This is a genomic window from Bradyrhizobium sp. SZCCHNRI1029, assembly GCF_032487555.1.
Taxonomy (GTDB): Bacteria; Pseudomonadota; Alphaproteobacteria; order Rhizobiales; family Xanthobacteraceae; genus Bradyrhizobium.
On record NZ_JAUEUK010000001.1, the window covers coordinates 649,542 to 666,765 of the forward strand.

General features: G+C 66.5%; 12 protein-coding genes and 1 pseudogene. 4 read left to right on the top strand and 9 right to left on the bottom strand.

Annotated features, from left to right (window positions below):
- Positions 1-86: 86 nt before the first annotated feature.
- A complete protein-coding gene (locus tag QW861_RS03060; protein WP_315749777.1) occupies positions 87-2,462 on the top strand; it encodes a xanthine dehydrogenase family protein molybdopterin-binding subunit in 2,376 nt (791 codons plus the stop codon).
- 374 nt (positions 2,463-2,836) lie between these two features.
- Here the strand turns inward: QW861_RS03060 and QW861_RS03065 are convergent, their stop codons facing one another.
- On the bottom strand, positions 2,837-3,637 hold the full coding sequence (locus tag QW861_RS03065) for a hypothetical protein (RefSeq protein WP_316192695.1): 801 nt from the start codon (positions 3,635-3,637) through the stop codon (positions 2,837-2,839).
- Positions 3,638-3,762: 125 nt separating this feature from the next.
- Here QW861_RS03065 and QW861_RS03070 point away from each other — a divergent pair, with 125 nt between their 5' ends.
- From QW861_RS03070 to QW861_RS03080, 3 genes are all read left to right on the top strand, one after another.
- Entirely contained in the window at positions 3,763-4,266 is a 504-nt protein-coding gene (locus QW861_RS03070) for a YaiI/YqxD family protein (RefSeq protein WP_315714429.1), read from the top strand.
- A gap of 4 nt (positions 4,267-4,270) precedes the next feature.
- Positions 4,271-6,082 (top strand): ABC-F family ATP-binding cassette domain-containing protein, encoded by a 1,812-nt coding sequence (locus tag QW861_RS03075; protein ID WP_315714430.1) that lies wholly within the window; start codon positions 4,271-4,273, stop codon positions 6,080-6,082.
- A 118-nt stretch (positions 6,083-6,200) separates the two neighbouring features.
- Entirely contained in the window at positions 6,201-7,280 is a 1,080-nt protein-coding gene (locus QW861_RS03080; protein ID WP_316192696.1) for a D-TA family PLP-dependent enzyme, read from the top strand.
- A 427-nt stretch (positions 7,281-7,707) separates the two neighbouring features.
- Here QW861_RS03080 and QW861_RS03085 read toward each other — a convergent pair whose 3' ends face one another.
- From QW861_RS03085 to QW861_RS03120, 8 genes and pseudogenes are all read right to left on the bottom strand, one after another.
- Positions 7,708-8,952, bottom strand: a complete 1,245-nt coding sequence (locus QW861_RS03085; RefSeq protein ID WP_316192697.1) for a TIGR03862 family flavoprotein — start codon at positions 8,950-8,952, stop codon at positions 7,708-7,710.
- A 96-nt stretch (positions 8,953-9,048) separates the two neighbouring features.
- The gene (locus QW861_RS03090) at positions 9,049-9,966 is read right to left on the bottom strand and encodes an SDR family NAD(P)-dependent oxidoreductase (protein WP_316192698.1); all 918 of its coding nucleotides are present in this window, start codon (positions 9,964-9,966) and stop codon (positions 9,049-9,051) included.
- Between the two features lie 132 nt (positions 9,967-10,098).
- Positions 10,099-10,575, bottom strand: coding sequence for a MaoC family dehydratase (locus QW861_RS03095; protein WP_316192699.1), 477 nt, complete (start codon positions 10,573-10,575; stop codon positions 10,099-10,101).
- A gap of 6 nt (positions 10,576-10,581) precedes the next feature.
- Positions 10,582-12,312, bottom strand: coding sequence for an AMP-binding protein (locus QW861_RS03100; protein WP_316192700.1), 1,731 nt, complete (start codon positions 12,310-12,312; stop codon positions 10,582-10,584).
- Positions 12,312-13,220 (bottom strand): annotated as a pseudogene (gene mmsB, locus QW861_RS03105) (3-hydroxyisobutyrate dehydrogenase); the annotation flags it as partial. The pseudogene mmsB and the gene QW861_RS03100, both read right to left, overlap by 1 nt.
- A gap of 10 nt (positions 13,221-13,230) precedes the next feature.
- A complete protein-coding gene (locus tag QW861_RS03110; protein WP_316192701.1) occupies positions 13,231-14,307 on the bottom strand; it encodes an enoyl-CoA hydratase/isomerase family protein in 1,077 nt (358 codons plus the stop codon).
- The gene (locus QW861_RS03115) at positions 14,304-15,449 is read right to left on the bottom strand and encodes an isobutyryl-CoA dehydrogenase (RefSeq protein WP_316192702.1); all 1,146 of its coding nucleotides are present in this window, start codon (positions 15,447-15,449) and stop codon (positions 14,304-14,306) included. The genes QW861_RS03110 and QW861_RS03115 overlap by 4 nt, the downstream gene beginning before the upstream one ends.
- Positions 15,450-15,633: 184 nt before the next feature.
- Positions 15,634-17,130: a CoA-acylating methylmalonate-semialdehyde dehydrogenase gene (locus QW861_RS03120; RefSeq protein WP_316192703.1), complete on the bottom strand. Its 1,497-nt coding sequence runs from the start codon at positions 17,128-17,130 to the stop codon at positions 15,634-15,636.
- Positions 17,131-17,224: the final 94 nt, after the last annotated feature.

A 17,224-nucleotide genomic window follows, 5' to 3' on the forward strand; every position in this document is an offset into this window, starting at 1 on the left:
TAATCAACCGTTGTCCGGCCGCGGGCGCTGCACTATCTGGGAACAGCCCGCATTTGCGACCAATTCAGCCCCTTGGGTCCTCATCCATGCAAGATCACACCTCCCCGGCCTCCCTCGAAAACGCGATCGCGCTGCAGAAATTCGGCGTCGGGCAGCCGGTCCGGCGCAAGGAGGACGACACGCTGGTGCGCGGTCACGGCAAATATACCGACGATTTCAACCTGCCCGGCCAGGCCCATGCCTGGATCGTGCGCTCCAGCCACGCCCACGGCATCATCAAGGGAATTGATACCGCGGCCGCAAAGGCGATGCCCGGCGTGCTCGGGGTGTGGACCGGCGCCGACCTCGCCGGAGCCAATTATGGTCCGTTCACCTGCGGCCTGCCGCTGAAGGGCCGGGACGGCTCGCCGCTGCTGCAGACCAACCGGCCGGCGCTCGCCACCGACAAGGTCCGCTTCGTCGGCGACCCCGTTGCGTTCGTAGTCGCGGAGACCGCGGCCCAGGCCCGCGACGCGGCCGAGGCGGTCGAGCTCGATATCGAGCCCCTGCCCGCGGTCACCAATGCCGAGGAAGCCGCCAAGCCCGGCGCGCCGCAGCTCTATGACCATATCCCCAACAACGTCGCGCTCGATTATCATTACGGCGACACGGCCAAGATCGAAGAGGCCTTCGCCAAGGCCGCGCACGTCACCAAGCTCGACATCGTCAACACCCGCGTCGCCGTGGTGTCGATGGAGCCGCGCGTCGCGCTCGCGGCGTTCGACGGCAAGACCGAGCGCTTCACCTTGCAGGTGCCGACCCAGGGCGTGTCCGGCAACAAGGCGACGCTGGCGAAGATTCTGAACGTCGCGCCGGACAAGGTCCGCATCCTCACCACCAATGTCGGTGGCTCCTTCGGGATGAAGAACGTCTCCTATCCCGAATATGTCTGCATCCTGCACGCCGCCAAACAGCTGGGCCGCCCCGTGAAATGGCGCGACGAGCGCACCACCGCCTTCCTGTCCGACAGCCAGGGCCGCGATCAGATCATCCATGGCGAGCTGGCGCTCGACGCCGACGGCCGGTTCCTCGCTGTGAGACTGTCCGGCTACGGCAATCTCGGCGCCTACATCATGGGCGTCGCACCGCTGCCGCTGTCGCTCAACACCGGCAAGAACCTCGCCAGCGTCTACAAGACGCCGCTGCTCGGCGTCGATATCAAGACCGTGCTGACCAACGTCACCCTGATGGGCGCCTATCGCGGCGCCGGCCGTCCCGAGGCCAACTACTTCATGGAGCGCTTGATCGACACCGCCGCGCGCGAGATGGGCATCGACCGTCTCACCATCCGCAAGCGCAACTTCATCAAGCCGAGCCAGATGCCGTTCCCGGCGGCGTCGGGCGTCACCTACGACTCCGGCGACTTCGCCGCGGTGTTCGAGAAGGCACTGCAGGTCTCCGACTACGCCGGCTTCGCCAAGCGCAAGCGCGAGAGCCGCAAGAACGGCAAGCTGCGCGGCATCGCGGTCGGCTCTTATCTCGAAGTGACCGCGCCGCCCTCGGGCGAGCTCGGCAAGATCACCTTCGACGCCGATGGCGGCGTGACCCTGACGACCGGCACGCTGGACTACGGCCAAGGCCACGCGACTCCGTTCTCGCAGGTCTTGTCGGCGCAACTCGGCGTGCCGTTCGAGAAGATCAGGCTGGAGCAGAGCGATTCCGATCTCGTGCGGTTCGGCAACGGCACCGGCGGCTCGCGCTCGATCACCGCGACCGGCCAGGCCATCGTCGAGTCCTCACAGCTCGTCATTGCCAAGGGCAAGCAGGCCGCCGCGCATCTGCTCGAAGCCTCGGAAGCCGACATCGAGTTCGCGGGCGGCCAGTTCACCATCGCCGGCACCGATCGCAGCATCGACATCATGGAGCTGGCGCGCCGCCTGCGCGAGGGCAAGATGCCCGACGGCGTGCCAGCCTCGCTCGACGTCGACCACAACTCGACAGTAACGGAATCGACGTTCCCCAATGGTTGTCATGTCTGCGAGGTCGAGATCGAACCGGACACCGGCGTCGCGCAGATCGTCGCCTACACCGCGATCAACGATTTCGGCACGGTGATCAACCCGATGATCGTCGCCGGCCAGCTCCATGGTGGCGTCGCCCAGGGCATCGGCCAGGCGCTGATGGAGCATCTACGCTACGACGAGAGCGGCCAGCCGATCACGGGATCTCTGATGGACTACGCGCTGCCGCGCGCCTCCGACGTGCCGATGATGACGGTCGACAACCATCCGGTGCCGGCGAAGTCCAACCCGCTCGGCACCAAGGGCTGCGGCGAAGCCGGCTGCGCCGGCTCGATGGCATCCGTGATCAACGCGGTGATCGACGCACTGTCCGACTACGGCGTGAAGCATCTCGACATGCCGCTGACCACCGAAAAGCTCTGGCGCGCGATCCAGGACGGCAAGGCGAGGACCGCGGCGTAGCCGCTTCGCTCGCGATGAGGCGAAAACTCTCATTGCCAAACGAAAAGCCCGTAGCCCGCATGCGGGGTCTCACGGGCTGTATCGGTGAACCCGGATGTCGCTCCCGCCTGCACCCGCTGGGCGCCGGCGTGCGCGCATCCGGGCTACGGACTGTCGAGATTGGGCCGCGGGTCCTCTCCACGTCATTGCGAGCGTAGCGCGTAGCGAAGCAATCCAGACTGCCTCCACGGCAACACTCTGGATTGCTTCGCTGCGCTCGCAATGACGGGAGTGTGGGGCAAGCAGCGTACCCAGAACTTCGCCGTCATCGTCCGCGCAGGCGGAGCATGACAGCTGTCTTTTGGATGCCGCGTGCCTCTTGCCAAGTCCGTCCGCTAGGCGGCCGCCTGCGCGCGCGGCTGATAGATCGCCACGTGATGGCAATGCGCGGGTGGGCGGTCGCCATTGGCGACCACCAGCGCATCGATCTCGACGAAGCGGTGGCCCTTCTTCTCGTAGTTCGCGACCACCCGGCCACGCGCCGTGATCTCCTCGGCTTCTGCAATCGCCGACAGCAATTGCATTCGGCTGCCGACGTGAATCCAGGGGCCGAGGACGACATTGTCGACCAGCAGCCGGTTCATCACCCTCTGCAACATGCCCGGGTGACCAAGCCGCTCGTTTGCATAGATCGGATCGCGCTCGCGAATCTCAGAGAGATAGGCGGTGGCCGCCTGCCCTGGCCACGCGCGTGCCGCCGTGCCGAGCCAGCTGCCGACAGCGAACGACTCCGCGCTGACGAGCGGCCGCACCGCCGCGGCTGGAACCTCTCGATATTCGGCCAGAGCGATGTCGGGCGCTGACGCGGGCAGCGACGCGGAACCGGTGGCGCAGATCTCACCTTTACTCACGACCTCCAGGCTGAGCCCGTCGCCGACCTCCTCCGCCCTGACCTCGGCGATCTCGCCGTCATAGACCGGCTTGGTGAACCGCGCCTCGATCAGCCCGCGCTCCAGGAATGCCCGGCCCCAGCGCACAACCGGCTGATGCAGCATATAGGCCAGCACTTCGACGCCGGGCACGAGGCCGCCCGCGAAGCCGAACCGGCGCGCCACGCTGTCATCGTGCATCTTGTTCTCGGACTGCTTGGCCGTGTTGAACGCCTCGACCGCATAGGTCGCGATTCCGTCTGCCATCCTTGCCTCCCTTTGACCCTTTTCGGGCGATGGTAACGGCCGGAAAGGTCCTGGCAAGGCCAGCGTTTGGCTCGCAATTTGGCTGGCGATGGGGTACCAACCGGCCACCCCCAGCAGAACGCCAGATGACGACCGAAACCGCCGAGCTCGCCCCTGTCACGATCTATGTCGACGCCGACGCCTGTCCGGTGAAGGACGAGATCTATCGCGTCGCGATCCGCCACGGCCTGCCAGTGATCGTGGTCGCGGGCGGCTTCATCCGCGTGCCCGAGGATCCCCTGATCACGCGCGTGGCGGCGGGCAGCGGCATGGATGCCGCGGACGACTGGATCGCAGAGCGCGCCGGCGCCGACGACGTCGTCATCACAGCGGACATTCCGCTGGCGAGCCGCTGCGTCAAGGCCGGCAGCGCGGTGATCGCGCCGAACGGCAAGGCGTTCACCGAGGAGTCGATCGGCATGACGCTCGCCGTGCGCAACCTCATGACCGATCTGCGCTCGTCCGGCGAGGTCACCGGCGGGCCGCGCTCGTTCACGCCGCGCGACCGCTCCACCTTCCTCTCCACCCTCGATCAGACCATCCGCCGCATGCAGCGCCAGCGCGCCGCGCGGATGCAGCAGCAAGGCTAGACCCATGGCGCCGCCTCTCATCCAACTCAAGGACATCCGCCTGACCTTCGGCGGCACCGCCCTGCTGCAGGGCGTCGAGCTGTCGGTCTCGCCGGGCGAACGCGTCTGCCTGATCGGCCGCAACGGCTCCGGCAAATCGACGCTGCTCAAGATCGCCGCCGGCCTCGTCGAGTGCGACAGCGGCACGCGCTTCGTGCAGCCGGGCGCCACCGTGCGCTACCTGCCGCAGGAGCCGGACTTCTCCGGCCATGCCACCACGCTGTCCTATGTCGAGGCCGGGCTCGGTCCCGGCGACGATCACTATCAGGCGCGCTATCTCGTCGAGCAGCTCGGCCTCACCGGCGAGGAAGATCCGGCGCATGTTTCCGGCGGCGAGGCGCGCCGCGCGGCGTTGGCGCGCGTGCTCGCGCCCAACCCCGACATCCTGCTCCTGGACGAGCCGACCAACCATCTCGACCTGACGACCATCGAATGGCTGGAGAACGAGCTCGACGGCCGAAGCTCGGCGCTGGTGCTGATCAGTCACGATCGCCGTTTCCTCACCAATCTGTCGCGCGCGACCGCCTGGCTCGACCGCGGCCAGATCAAGCAGATCGACCGCGGCTTTGCGGCGTTCGAGGCGTGGCGCGACGAGGTGCTGGCGGAAGAAGAGCGCGAGCAGCACAAGCTCGACCGCAAGATCGTCAACGAAGAGCACTGGCTGCGTTACGGCGTCTCCGGCCGCCGCAAGCGCAACGTCAAGCGGCTCGCCAACCTGCATGCGCTGCGCCAGCAGCGCCGCGACTATCGCGGCACGGCGGGCGCCGCCAACCTCGCCGCGGCCGAGGCCGACAAGTCCGGCAAGCTGGTGATCGAAGCGAAGGGCGCGTCGAAGAGCTTTGGTGATCGCAAGATCGTCGACAACTTCTCCATCCGCATCCAGCGCGGCGACCGCATCGGCATCGTCGGCCCGAACGGCGCCGGCAAGACCACGCTGGTCAACCTGCTCACCGGCGGCAGCGAGCCGGACAGCGGCAGCATCCGGCTCGGCGTCAATCTGGAGACGGCGACGCTCGACCAGCACCGCGAGAGCCTCGATCCCCGGACGACGCTCGCCGAAGCGCTGACCGGCGGCCGCGGCGATCACGTCATGGTGGCCGGCAAGCCGAAGCACGTCGTCGGCTACATGGAGGACTTCCTGTTCTCGCGCGAGCAGATGCGCACGCCGCTCGAAGTGCTCTCCGGCGGCGAGCGCGGCCGGCTGATGCTGGCGCGCGCGCTGGCCAAGCCATCGAACCTGCTGGTGCTGGACGAGCCGACCAACGATCTCGACCTGGAGACACTCGATGTGCTCGAGGACATGCTCGGCGACTACGAGGGCACGGTGATCCTGATCAGCCACGACCGCGACTTCCTCGATCGCGTGGTCACCTCGGTGATCGTCCCCGAGGGCAACGGCAAATGGCAGGAATACGCCGGCGGCTACAGCGACATGCTGGCGCAACGCGGCGCCGACCTGAAGCGCCAGCATGCCAAGGCGGCTGAGGAGAAGAAGGAAACCAAGCACGCGGCCACGGCGCCTGCGAGCGCGCCGAAGCGCAAGCTCTCCTTCAACGAGAAGCACGCGCTGGAGACCTTGCCGAAGACGATCGCCAAGCTGCAAGCCGAGATCGCCAAGCAGCAGGCCGTGCTCGCCGACCCCGCGCTGTATGCGAAAGACCGCAAGAAATTCGACGCCGCCTCCCTCGCGATCGCCACTGCGCAAGCCGAGCTCACCGCCGCCGAGGACCGCTGGCTCGAGCTCGAAGTGCTGCGCGAGGAGATCGAGGGCGCGTAACGTTCATCGAAATCACTTCGTCATTGCGAGCGACGTGAAACAATCCGGGGCTGCAGCCGGACTCTGGACTGCTTCGTCGCTTAGCTCCTCGCAATGACGGCAACATGGAGTAAATGACATGACCACCCCGCTCGCCGCCAGGATCGCCCGGGAGTACGGCACGCCCTGTGCCGTCATCGACATGGACAGGGTCGAGCGCAACATCGCGCGCATTCAGGCCCAGTGCGAGGCCGCGGGCGTCGCCAACCGGCCGCACATCAAGACGCACAAGAGCCCGGTGCTCGCGAAGCTGCAGATCGAGGCGGGCGCGCAAGGCATCACCTGCCAGAAGATCGGCGAGGCTGAGATCATGGCGGGTGCCGGCATCGACAATATCCTGATCAGCTACAACCTGATCGGCGAGGAGAAGATGGCACGCCTCGCCGCGCTGCAAGCCAAGGCCGACATGACGGTCGCCGCCGACAACGCGACCGTGATCGCCGGCCTGCCGCAGGCGGCAAAACAATCCGGCCGCACGCTCTCGGTCGTGGTCGAATGCGACACTGGGCGCAAGCGCGCCGGCGTCGAGACGCCGACGGAAGCGATCCAGCTCGCGCGCCAGATCGCAGCGTCAGACGGCCTGCGCTTCGCCGGCTTCATGCTGTATCCGACCGAGACCGGCTGGGACGAGGCGCAGCGGTTCTATGACGAGGCGCTGGCCGGCGTCCGCGCCGACGGGCTGGACGCGGCCATCGTCTCGACCGGCGGCTCGCCCAACCTGAAGAATCTCGGCAAGCTCAAGGGCGCCACCGAGCACCGGCCCGGCACCTACATCTACAACGACCGCATGCAGGTCGCCGCCGGTGTCGCGACCTGGGACGACTGCGCGCTGCACATCTATTCGACCGTCGTCAGCCGCGCTGCACCGGAGCGCGGTATCCTCGACGCCGGCTCTAAGACGCTGACGACGGATACCGGCGGCCTCGACGGCCACGGACTGATCCTGGAGCACCCGGAAGCGAAGATCGCGCGCTTCGCCGAGGAGCACGGCTTCCTCGATCTGTCGCGCAGCAATACCCGCCCCAATGTCGGCGACGTCGTGCGCATCATCCCCAACCACGTCTGCGTCGTCGTCAACATGATGGACGAGGTCGTCATGGTCCGCGGCGAGGAGATCCTGGGCATGCTGCCGGTCGCCGCCCGCGGCAAGCTGCGGTAGGGCGAAACTCTCTCGCAGCGTCATTCCGGGGCAGCCGCGCTAGCGGCTGAGCCCGGAATCCATACGCCCGATCGTGGTTATGGATTCCGGGCTCGCCCTCCGGGCGCCCCGGAATGACGACGGTGTTTGTGGCCGCCCGCTCGGCTATTCACTGCAACTGTTCCGCCAATCTTCCATGGAATCGTAGATGACGGCCTCGGGCCAGCGAGGATCAAGCTCGCGGCGCCGTGTCCACGTCAAATGGACTTGAGCCACGCAGCCTCCCCCGAACGCTACAAGAACGTCGTCGCAGTCCTCGCGTCGGGCGACGATCCTGAGGGACCGATTAGCCAGTGCATGATTGGGACCTACTTCGCGCGCAAGTTCTTCTTCGAACGCGGCGCGGAGCTGATCGTCCGTCATCCAAGACCAGGGCTCGGGAAGCTGGTCAGACATTGCCTGCCATTCCCCCCGCACGCCACTTCAACACGCCCTTCCCCGCGGCGACCCCGGTCGCAAACGACGCCTGCAGCAGGTAGCCGCCGGTCGGGGCTTCCCAGTCGAGCATCTCGCCGGCGGCGAACACGCCGGGCAGGCGTTTGAGCATGAAGTCGGCGTCGAGTTCGTCACGCGCGATGCCGCCGGCGCTGGAGATCGCGCGCGCCAGTCCGGCGGTGCCCCTCAGCTTGATCTGCACGGCGTTGATCAGTGCAGCGAGACGGTCCGGCAACAGCGATGACAGCGACAGGCCTTGCGCTTTTGCCGCCTCCTGCAGCAGGCCGATCGCGACGGGGGACAGTTGCAGCGCCTTGCGCAGGACATTCGAGAACGACTGCTTGCCGCGGGGCGCTGACAGCCGCTTGACCAAATCGGCGGTCGCAAGATCGGGTCGCAGCGCGACGTCAAGAATGGCCGCGCCTTCCAGAGCGATTGCCTCGCGCAACTCGGCGGACAGCGCATAGACCGCGCCGCCTTCAATGCCGTCGCGCGTGACGATAGCCTCGCCGCGGACGCTGCGATCAGCAAACGACAGCGCGATGCCCTTGAGCGGGTGGCCCTCGAAGCGATCGCGGAAGATGTCCGACCAGGCGACGGTGAAGCCGCAATTGGCCGGCCGCAGCGGCGCGATCGCGACGCCTTTCGCCGCCAGGATCGGCACCCAGCCGCCGTCGGACCCGAGCCGCGGCCAGCTGGCGCCGCCGAGTGCGAGCATTGTCGCGTCAGCGGCGACGACGCGCGGTCCTGCCGGTGTCTCGAACGTCAGCTTCCCCTTGCCGTCCCAGCCGGTCCAGCGATGCCTCAGCTCGAAGCGCACGCCTTGCGTCACGAGCCGGCGCAGCCACGCCCGCAGCAGCGGCGACGCCTTCATCGCAGTCGGAAACACCCGGCCCGACGAGCCGACGAAGGTCGGCTCGCCCAGCGCCTCGCACCAGTCGCGTAGCCGCTGCGGCGGGAACGCGCGGATGGCCGGCTCAAGCCAGGCCGCCGCATCGCGATAGCGCGACAGGAAGGCAGGCAGCTCTTCGCTATGCGTGAGATTGAGGCCGCCGCGCCCTGCCATCAGAAACTTGCGCGCGACCGACGGCATCGCATCGTAGACGGTGACGGCGGCACCGCCCTCAGCCAACACCTCGGCCGCCATCAGCCCGGCCGGCCCGGCTCCGATGACGGCAACTTGCTTGGATAAGGTCATGACTGGAGTTTAGGGCCATGGCGTCACCACACAACAGGTCGTCATGCCCGGGCTTGACCCGGCCATGACGGCGGAGGGTGCGATGAGTATGGTGCCTTACAGCTTGATCCCCAGCCGCGCTGCGGCCTGACCGACGTATTTCTGGGTCTGCTCGAACGCACCCTGCAGCGCCCGCGCCTTCGACATGTCGCTGATCTCGGCAAAATGCGCGGCGATCGCGTCCGGCGTCCACTCCTCCGGCGGCAGGTTGATGCCCTCGCTCTCCAGGATCTTGATCACCGCGAAGGAGCCGGCGCCGGCGCCCATGATGGTGCGGGTCGGCGCGTCTTCACTCAGCAGATACTCCACCGCTGGCGTGATCGATTCCGGCTTCATCAGCTGCAGCGCCTGCGGCGGCAGCAGCTCCTCGGTCATGCGGGTCGCAGCCGTCGGCGAGATGATGTTGACGCGGATGTTGGTCTTGCGGCCCTCCTCCGCCAGTACGTTCATCAGGCCAACCATGCCGGTCTTGGCCGCGCCGTAGTTGGCCTGGCCGAAATTACCGAACAGGCCGGACGACGACGTCGTCAGCACGATGCGGCCGTAGTTGCGCTCGCGCATGCCGTTCCACACCGCCTTGCAGCAGTAGAAGCTGCCGACCAGATGCACGTCGAGCACCTTGGCGAAATCCGCCACCTCCATCTTGGCGAACGACTTGTCTCTGAGGATGCCGGCATTGGCGCACATGATGTCGACGCTGCCCCACTCCTTGGTGGCGCGCTCGACCATCGCGGTGACCTGCTCGAAATTCGAGACGTCGGCACCGTCGGCGATCGCGGTGCCGCCGGCTTTGCGGATCTCCTCGACCACCGTCTCCGCCGCGGTCATCGAGCCGCCGGTGCCGTCGCGCGCGCCGCCGAAATCATTGACCACGACCTTGGCGCCGCGGCTCGCCAGCCCCAGCGCATGCGCGCGCCCCAAACCATTGCCTGCGCCGGTGACGATGGCGACGCGTCCGTCGAATCTGATTGCCATGTGTCGTTCCTATTTGTCGCTCGTCATGCCCGGGCTCGACCCGGGCATCCATCCACTTCGAAAGACTCTCGGACTTGATGGATCGCCGGGTCAAGCCCGGCGATGACGAAGGGTGGGTTGTGACGAGGTGAGTTAGCTCAGATAGATGAGTCCGATCCAGTCGGCGACCAGCGCGGGCTTGTCCTCACCCTCGATCTCGACCGTGACGTTGGTGCGCGACTGCAGCTCCTTCGGCTTGCGCAGAGTGGCTTCGGCAAGGACGAAGCGGCCGCGCACGCGTTTTCCCGATCTCACCGGCGAGATGAAGCGCAGCTTGTCGAAGCCGTAATTGACGCCCATCGCGGTGCCCTCGATCGCCGGCATGACCTCATAGGACATGACCGACAGCAGCGACATGGTCAGGAAGCCGTGCGCGATCGTGGTGCCGAACGGCGTCGCCTTGGCCTTCTCCGGATCGACATGGATGAACTGATGATCCTCGATCACGTCGGCATAGGTGTCGATGCGCTTCTGATCGAGCACGTGCCATGACGACACGCCGATCTCCCGGCCGACCATGGCCTGATAGGCTGCAAGCGAAATCGGCGGCTTCTTCCAGATCTTGTTCATGCGTTCCTACACCTCGTGCCCGGATGGCCTCGTTTTCAACTCCGGGAAATCCTCTTCCTTGAATTCCGTGCCGCGCAGATGGTCCGTGCGGTTGTCCTCGTGCTCAAGCCGGCGCAGCTGCACCCTGCGGATTTTTCCGGAGATCGTCTTCGGCAGCTCGCTCACGAGCTCCAGCCGGCGGATGCGCTTGAATGGCGCCAGGCGCGCCTGCAAATGGGTGAAGATCGACAGCGCCGTGGCGCGCGAGCGCTCCGCGCCCGCCGTCAACAACACATAGGCTTTCGGTATCGCAAGACGGATGGGATCCGGAGACGGCACAACGGCAGCCTCGGCGACGGCCTCATGCTCCAGCAGCACGCTTTCCAGTTCGAACGGCGAGATGCGGTAGTCGGACGATTTGAATACGTCGTCGGAGCGGCCGACGAAGGTGAGATAGCCGTCATCGTCCTGGAACACGACGTCGCCGGTGCGGTAGCGCATGCCATCGGCGCCGGACAGCTTACCGTCGTCGCCCTGATAGCCCTGCATCAGACCGGCCGGACGCTCGCCGGTGAGCGCCAGCGTGATCTCGCCTTCGCCGGCGAGATTGCCGTCGATGTCGGCGACCTCGACGCGATAGCCTGGCAGCGGCCGCCCCATCGAGCCGATCTTCAGTTTCTGGCCCGGCGAGTTGCCAACGATCGCCGCGGTTTCGGTCTGGCCATAGCCGTCGCGAATCGTCAGCCCCCAGGCGGCCCGCACCTGATCGATCACCTCCGGATTGAGGGGCTCGCCGGCGCCGCAGGCCTCGCGCAGCGAGACCTGGAAGTCGGCGAGATGCTCCTGGATGAACAGCCGCCACACCGTGGGCGGCGCGCACAGCGTCGTGACGCCGCAGCGCTTGATGATCGCGAGCAGCCCCTTGGCGTCGAAGCGCGGCTGATTGACCACGAATACCGTGGCGCCGGCATTCCAGGGCGAGAAGAAGCAGCTCCAGGCATGCTTGGCCCAGCCCGGCGAGGAGATGTTGAGGTGCACGTCGCCCGGCTGCAGGCCGAGCCAGTACATGGTCGAGAGATGGCCGACCGGATAACTGCGATGGCTGTGCCGCACCAGCTTCGGCTTGGCCGTGGTGCCGGAGGTGAAATACAGCAGCATCGGATCATCCGGCTGCGTCGGCCCATCCGGCGTGAACGCCTCGGCCGCGTCGGCCGCCTGCTCGAACGGCAGCCAGCCGGCAGGTGCCGCCGGCGCGCCGACGACGATGCGGACGAGATCATCGACGCCCAGATCGGCGAACTTCGCAACCTGATCCTGCGCCGCGACCACGGCCTTTGCGCGGCCGCGCTCCAGACGATCGCGCAACTCGTCGGTGGTCAGCAGCGTCGTCGCGGGGATCACGACGACGCCGAGCTTCATCGCCGCCAACATCGTCTCCCACAGCGGCACGACGTTGCCGAGCAGCAGCAGCAGATGGTCGCCGCGCTTCAAGCCCTGCGCGCGCAGGAAATTCGCGACCTGGTTGGAGCGGCGCGACAACGCCGCAAACGACAGCTTGGTCTGGCGGTCCTGCGCGGCGTCGAAGATCCAAAGCGCGGTGCGGTCGCGGCTCTCCGGATCGGACGCGAGTTCGGCATCGAACCAGTCGAGCGCCCAGTTGAACGGGACGGCATCGGGCCAGCGGAAACCCTTCACGGCCGCATCGTAGTCGGTACGATGCGCCAGCAGAAACGCGCGTGCGTCCTTGAATGTCGTCATCAGGTGGTCCCGGCGAGCTTGCGAACGTGCTGAATGATCCCGGAAAAATCGACGCCGCCATGGCCGCCGGCCTCGAACGCCTTGTAGATCTCCTGCGCGTGCTGGCCAAGCGGGGTCGCCGCGCCGGCGGCCTTGGCGGCGTCCTGCGACAGCGTGAGGTCCTTCAGCATCAGCGCGGTCGCAAAGCCGGGCTTGTAGTCGTTGTTGGCCGGCGAGGCCGGCACCGGGCCTGGCACCGGGCAATAGGATGTCAGTGACCAGCACTGCCCCGACGAGGTCGAGGCGACGTCGAACAGCGCCTGATGCGACAGGCCGAGCTTTTCACCCAGCGCAAACGCCTCGCTGACCGCGATCATCGAAATGCCGAGGATCATGTTGTTGCAGATCTTGGCCGCCTGCCCCGCGCCGGCGCCGCCGCAATGGACGATCTTCTTGCCCATCTTCTCAAGGATCGGCTTGGCCGCAGCGAACGCGCTCTCCTCGCCGCCGCACATGAAGGTGAGCGTTGCGGCCTTGGCGCCGCCGGTGCCACCGGACACCGGCGCGTCCACGGCGGCGATGCCGTGCTTCGCGGCCAGCGCATGCGCGGCGCGCGCGCTCTCGACGTCGATGGTCGAGGAATCGATGATCAGCGCGCCCTTCAACATCGCCGGCACGACCTCGTTCCAGACTGCCTGCACATGCCTGCCGGCCGGCAGCATGGTGACGACGGCATCGGCGCTTTTGGCCGCGGCGATGGCGCTGTCGGCGATTTCGGCGCCATCGGCCTTGGCCTGGGCGCGCGAGGCCTCGACCAGATCGAACGCGACCACCTTGTGGCCGGCCTTGACCAGGTTGGCGGCCATTGGTCCACCCATGTTGCCGAGGCCGATGAATGCGATCGTTGCCATGGTTCGTTCTCTCCCCTCGACCTGATTGTTATCTGCTCTGCGGAAAGGTCAGCTCGTCGGCGCCAATCTCGGCAAGATATGGCGCCAGCATGTCCGGTGTCACCTGATCGACATCAGGCGGCGTCCATCTGGGATTGCGGTCCTTGTCGATGATCGCCGCACGCACGCCCTCGCGGAAATCATCGCTGCGGAACACTTCGAGCGCCGCACGATACTCGCGCACCAGGCATTCCTCCAGGGACGCCGCACCGCGTGCCAGTCGCAGCAGCTCGAGCGTCACGACCATGCCGCGCGGCGACTTCTCCTGCAGCGTCTTCAGCGTCGCCAACGCGAGCTCCGAGCCGTCCGCTTTCAGCGCGGCAAAGATGTCGTGCATGCTGTCATGGGCAAACCAGGCGTCGATCTTGGCCTGCTGCGCCGCCACCGGGCCGGACGTCTCCGACGTCGCGAAGCCTGCGATCAGCCGGTCGATCTCGATCGACAGCGTCCCCGGCCTGACTTTGGTCAGGACATCGCGCAGCGCCGGCCATTTCTCGGTCGGCACCACAGCATCGGCAAAGCGCGCATGGATCGCGTCGGGCCCGTTCATGGTCTGCCCGGTCAGGCCGAAATAAGCGCCGAGTTCGCCGGGCGCGCGCGACAAGAGCCAGGTGCCGCCGACGTCGGGAAAGAAGCCGAGACCGACTTCGGGCATTGCGAGCTTGGTCTTCTCGGTCACGATGCGGTGGCGGCCATGCGCCGACAGCCCGACGCCGCCGCCCATCACCAGCCCGTCCATGTAGGCGACATAGGGTTTTGGAAACGCCGCGATGCGCGCGTTCATGATGTATTCCTGGCGCCAGAACACCTTGCCGAGATCGCCATTCGTCTTCGAGCTCTCATAGAGCCCGCGGATGTCGCCACCCGCGCAAAGTCCACGCTCGCCCGCGCCTTCGAGCACGACAATTGCGACGGCCGGATCGCCCTCGAACCGATCCAGCGCGGCGTCGATGCCCATCGACATCTCCAGCGTCATCGCGTTGATCGCCTTCGGCCGGTTCAGCCGGATGATGCCGGCCAAGCCTTCGCGGCGGACGATCAGGTCGCCCTCGATAGCCTCGCTCATCGCGCCGCCTCGATCAGCTTGCGCGACACGATGAGGCGCATGATCTCGTTGGTGCCTTCGAGGATCTGGTGCACGCGCAGGTCACGCACGATCTTCTCGATGCCGTATTCGCTCAAATAGCCGTAGCCGCCATGCAGCTGCAGCGCCTGATTGGCGACCTCGAAGCCGACATCGGTCCCGAAGCGCTTGGCCATAGCGCACAACATGGTCGCGTCAGCATCCTTGCGGTCGAGCGCAGCCGCCGCGCGCCAGACGAAGGTGCGCGCCGCCTCCAGCTCGATCGCCATGTCGGCGATGCGAAACTGCAGCGCCTGGAATTCGTCGAGCCGCTTGCCGAACGCCTTGCGCTCTTTCGTATAGGCCAGCGTCTTGTCGAGCGCCGCCTGCGCGCCGCCGAGCGAGCACGCGGCAATGTTGAGGCGGCCGCCGTCGAGCCCGGCCATGGCGATCTTGAAGCCGATGCCCTCCTCGCCGAGCCGGTTGGCCACCGGCACGCGCGCATTCTCGAAGATCACGGCCCGGGTCGGCTGCGCGTTCCAGCCCATCTTGCGCTCATTGGCGCCGAACGACACGCCGGGGGTATTGGCATCGATCACCAGGGTCGAGATGCCGCCGGGACCGTCGGCTCCCGTGCGCACCATCGCAACGAGGATATCCGTGGCGCCCGCGCCGGAGATGAACTGCTTCTGGCCGTTGAGCACGTAGTCGTCACCGTCGCGCACCGCGCGCGTGCGCAGCGCCGCCGCATCGGAGCCCGCGCCCGGCTCGGTGAGGCAATAGCTCGCGATCAGGTCCATGGCGCAGAGCTTCGGCAGGTAAGCCTGGCGCTGGGCCTCGGTACCGAAGGTGTCGATCATCCACGAGGCCATGTTGTGGATCGAGATGAAGGCCGACACCGTGGGGCAGCCCGTCGCCAGCGCCTCGAAGATCAGCGCCGCATCGAGCCGGCTGAGACCCGAGCCGCCGACATCGTCGCGGATGTAGATGCCGCCCATGCCGAGGCTTGCGGCCTCTCGCATCACATCGACGGGAAAATGCTTCTCCTCGTCCCAGCGCAGCGCATGCGGCGCGATCTTCTCCGCCGCGAAGGCGCGCGCCATGTCGCGCACCGCGATCTGATCCTCGTCGAGAGCGAACTGCATCCGTTCTCCGCGTTTCCTGGTCTTGTTTGTTGGCCGTGGCGCCTCTTCACACTCCGTCATTGCGAGCGAAGTGAAGCAATCCAGAGTCCTTCCGCGGAGGCAGCCTGGGTTGCTTCGCCGCTTCGCTCCTCGCGATGACGGAGTGGGAGCCCTAGCGGGCTCCCACTGTTGTCAGTTCATCTCATCACTTCATCAGCGGGATCGAGAATTCCGCGCCTTCCTTGACGCCGGACGGCCAGCGCGAGGTAACCGTCTTGGTCTTGGTGTAGAAGCGGATCGAATCCGGGCCGTGCTGGTTGAGATCGCCGAAGCCGGACTTCTTCCAGCCGCCGAAGGTGTAGTAGGCGATCGGCACCGGGATCGGCACGTTGATGCCGACCATGCCGACATTGACCTTGGCCGCGAAGTCGCGCGCGGCGTCGCCGTCGCGGGTGAAGATCGCGACACCGTTGCCGTAATCATGCTCCGACGGCAGCGCCAGCGCCTCAGCATAGTCCTTGGCACGAACGACCGACAGCACCGGCCCGAAGATCTCCTCCTTGTAGATCCGCATGTCCTTGGTGACGTTGTCGAACAGACAGCCTCCCATGTAGAAGCCGTTCTCGTAGCCCTGCATCTTGAAGCCGCGGCCGTCGACGGCGAGCGTCGCCCCCTCCTTGATGCCGATGTCGACGTAGTTCTTCACGCGCTCGACCGCCTCGCGGGTGACCAGCGGGCCGAAATCGGCCGATGGGTCGACTGACGTGCCGATCTTGAGGCTTTCCACGCGCGGGATCAGCTTCTCCATCAGCCGGTCGGCCGTGGTCTTGCCGACGGGCACCGCAACCGACACCGCCATGCAGCGCTCGCCGGCCGAGCCGTAGCCGGCGCCGATCAGCGCATCGACGGCCTGGTCGAGATCGGCGTCGGGCATCACGATGGCGTGGTTCTTGGCGCCGCCGAAACACTGGCAGCGCTTGCCGTGGGCGGCGGCGCGCTCATAAATGTACTGCGCGATCGGCGACGAGCCGACGAAGCCGATCGCCATGATGTCCGGATCCTCGAGGATGGCGTCGACCGCCTCCTTGTCGCCGTTGACGACGTTGAGGATGCCCGGCGGCAGACCGGCCTCGATCATCAGCTCGGCGAGCTTCATCGGCACGCCCGGATCGCGCTCCGACGGCTTCAGGATGAAGGCATTGCCGCAGGCGATGGCGGGAGCGAACTTCCACATCGGAATCATCGCCGGGAAATTGAACGGCGTGATGCCGGCAACGACACCGAGCGGCTGGCGCATCGAATAGATGTCGATGCCCGGACCGGCACCTTCGGTGTACTCGCCCTTCATCAAATGCGGAATGCCGCAGGCGAACTCAACCACCTCGAGGCCGCGCTGGATGTCGCCCCTGGCATCTGGAACGGTCTTGCCGTGCTCGCGGGCCAGCAGCTCGGCGAGCTGGTCGTAATCGCGCTGCGCGAGCTCCAGAAACTTCATCATGACGCGCGCGCGGCGCTGCGGATTGGTGGCGGCCCAGGCCGGCTGCGCCGCCTTGGCGTTCTCGACCGCGGCCCGGAGCTCGGCGCGGGACGCCAGCGCGACCTTGGCCTGAACGTCGCCGGTCATGGGCTCGAAGACATCGGCCGTCCGTCCAGACGTGCCCTTGACCTCTTTGCCGCCAATAAAATGACCGATCGAACGCATGGGGTATCCTCCGCAGGGGTAAGCAGTGCCGAATTGGCCGGCATCTTGCAGTCTTTGCGACGTTTGGGAAGGGTCTAAGCGCTGATCGGCGCTG

Coding starts and splice junctions, on each gene's coding strand:
- QW861_RS03060 (WP_315749777.1), top strand. CDS start 87: ATGCAAGATCACACCTCCCCGGCCTCCCTCGAAAACGCGATCGCGCTG.
- QW861_RS03065 (WP_316192695.1), bottom strand. CDS start 3,637: ATGGCAGACGGAATCGCGACCTATGCGGTCGAGGCGTTCAACACGGCC.
- QW861_RS03070 (WP_315714429.1), top strand. CDS start 3,763: ATGACGACCGAAACCGCCGAGCTCGCCCCTGTCACGATCTATGTCGAC.
- QW861_RS03075 (WP_315714430.1), top strand. CDS start 4,271: ATGGCGCCGCCTCTCATCCAACTCAAGGACATCCGCCTGACCTTCGGC.
- QW861_RS03080 (WP_316192696.1), top strand. CDS start 6,201: ATGACCACCCCGCTCGCCGCCAGGATCGCCCGGGAGTACGGCACGCCC.
- QW861_RS03085 (WP_316192697.1), bottom strand. CDS start 8,952: ATGACCTTATCCAAGCAAGTTGCCGTCATCGGAGCCGGGCCGGCCGGG.
- QW861_RS03090 (WP_316192698.1), bottom strand. CDS start 9,966: ATGGCAATCAGATTCGACGGACGCGTCGCCATCGTCACCGGCGCAGGC.
- QW861_RS03095 (WP_316192699.1), bottom strand. CDS start 10,575: ATGAACAAGATCTGGAAGAAGCCGCCGATTTCGCTTGCAGCCTATCAG.
- QW861_RS03100 (WP_316192700.1), bottom strand. CDS start 12,312: ATGACGACATTCAAGGACGCACGCGCGTTTCTGCTGGCGCATCGTACC.
- QW861_RS03110 (WP_316192701.1), bottom strand. CDS start 14,307: ATGAGCGAGGCTATCGAGGGCGACCTGATCGTCCGCCGCGAAGGCTTG.
- QW861_RS03115 (WP_316192702.1), bottom strand. CDS start 15,449: ATGCAGTTCGCTCTCGACGAGGATCAGATCGCGGTGCGCGACATGGCG.
- QW861_RS03120 (WP_316192703.1), bottom strand. CDS start 17,130: ATGCGTTCGATCGGTCATTTTATTGGCGGCAAAGAGGTCAAGGGCACG.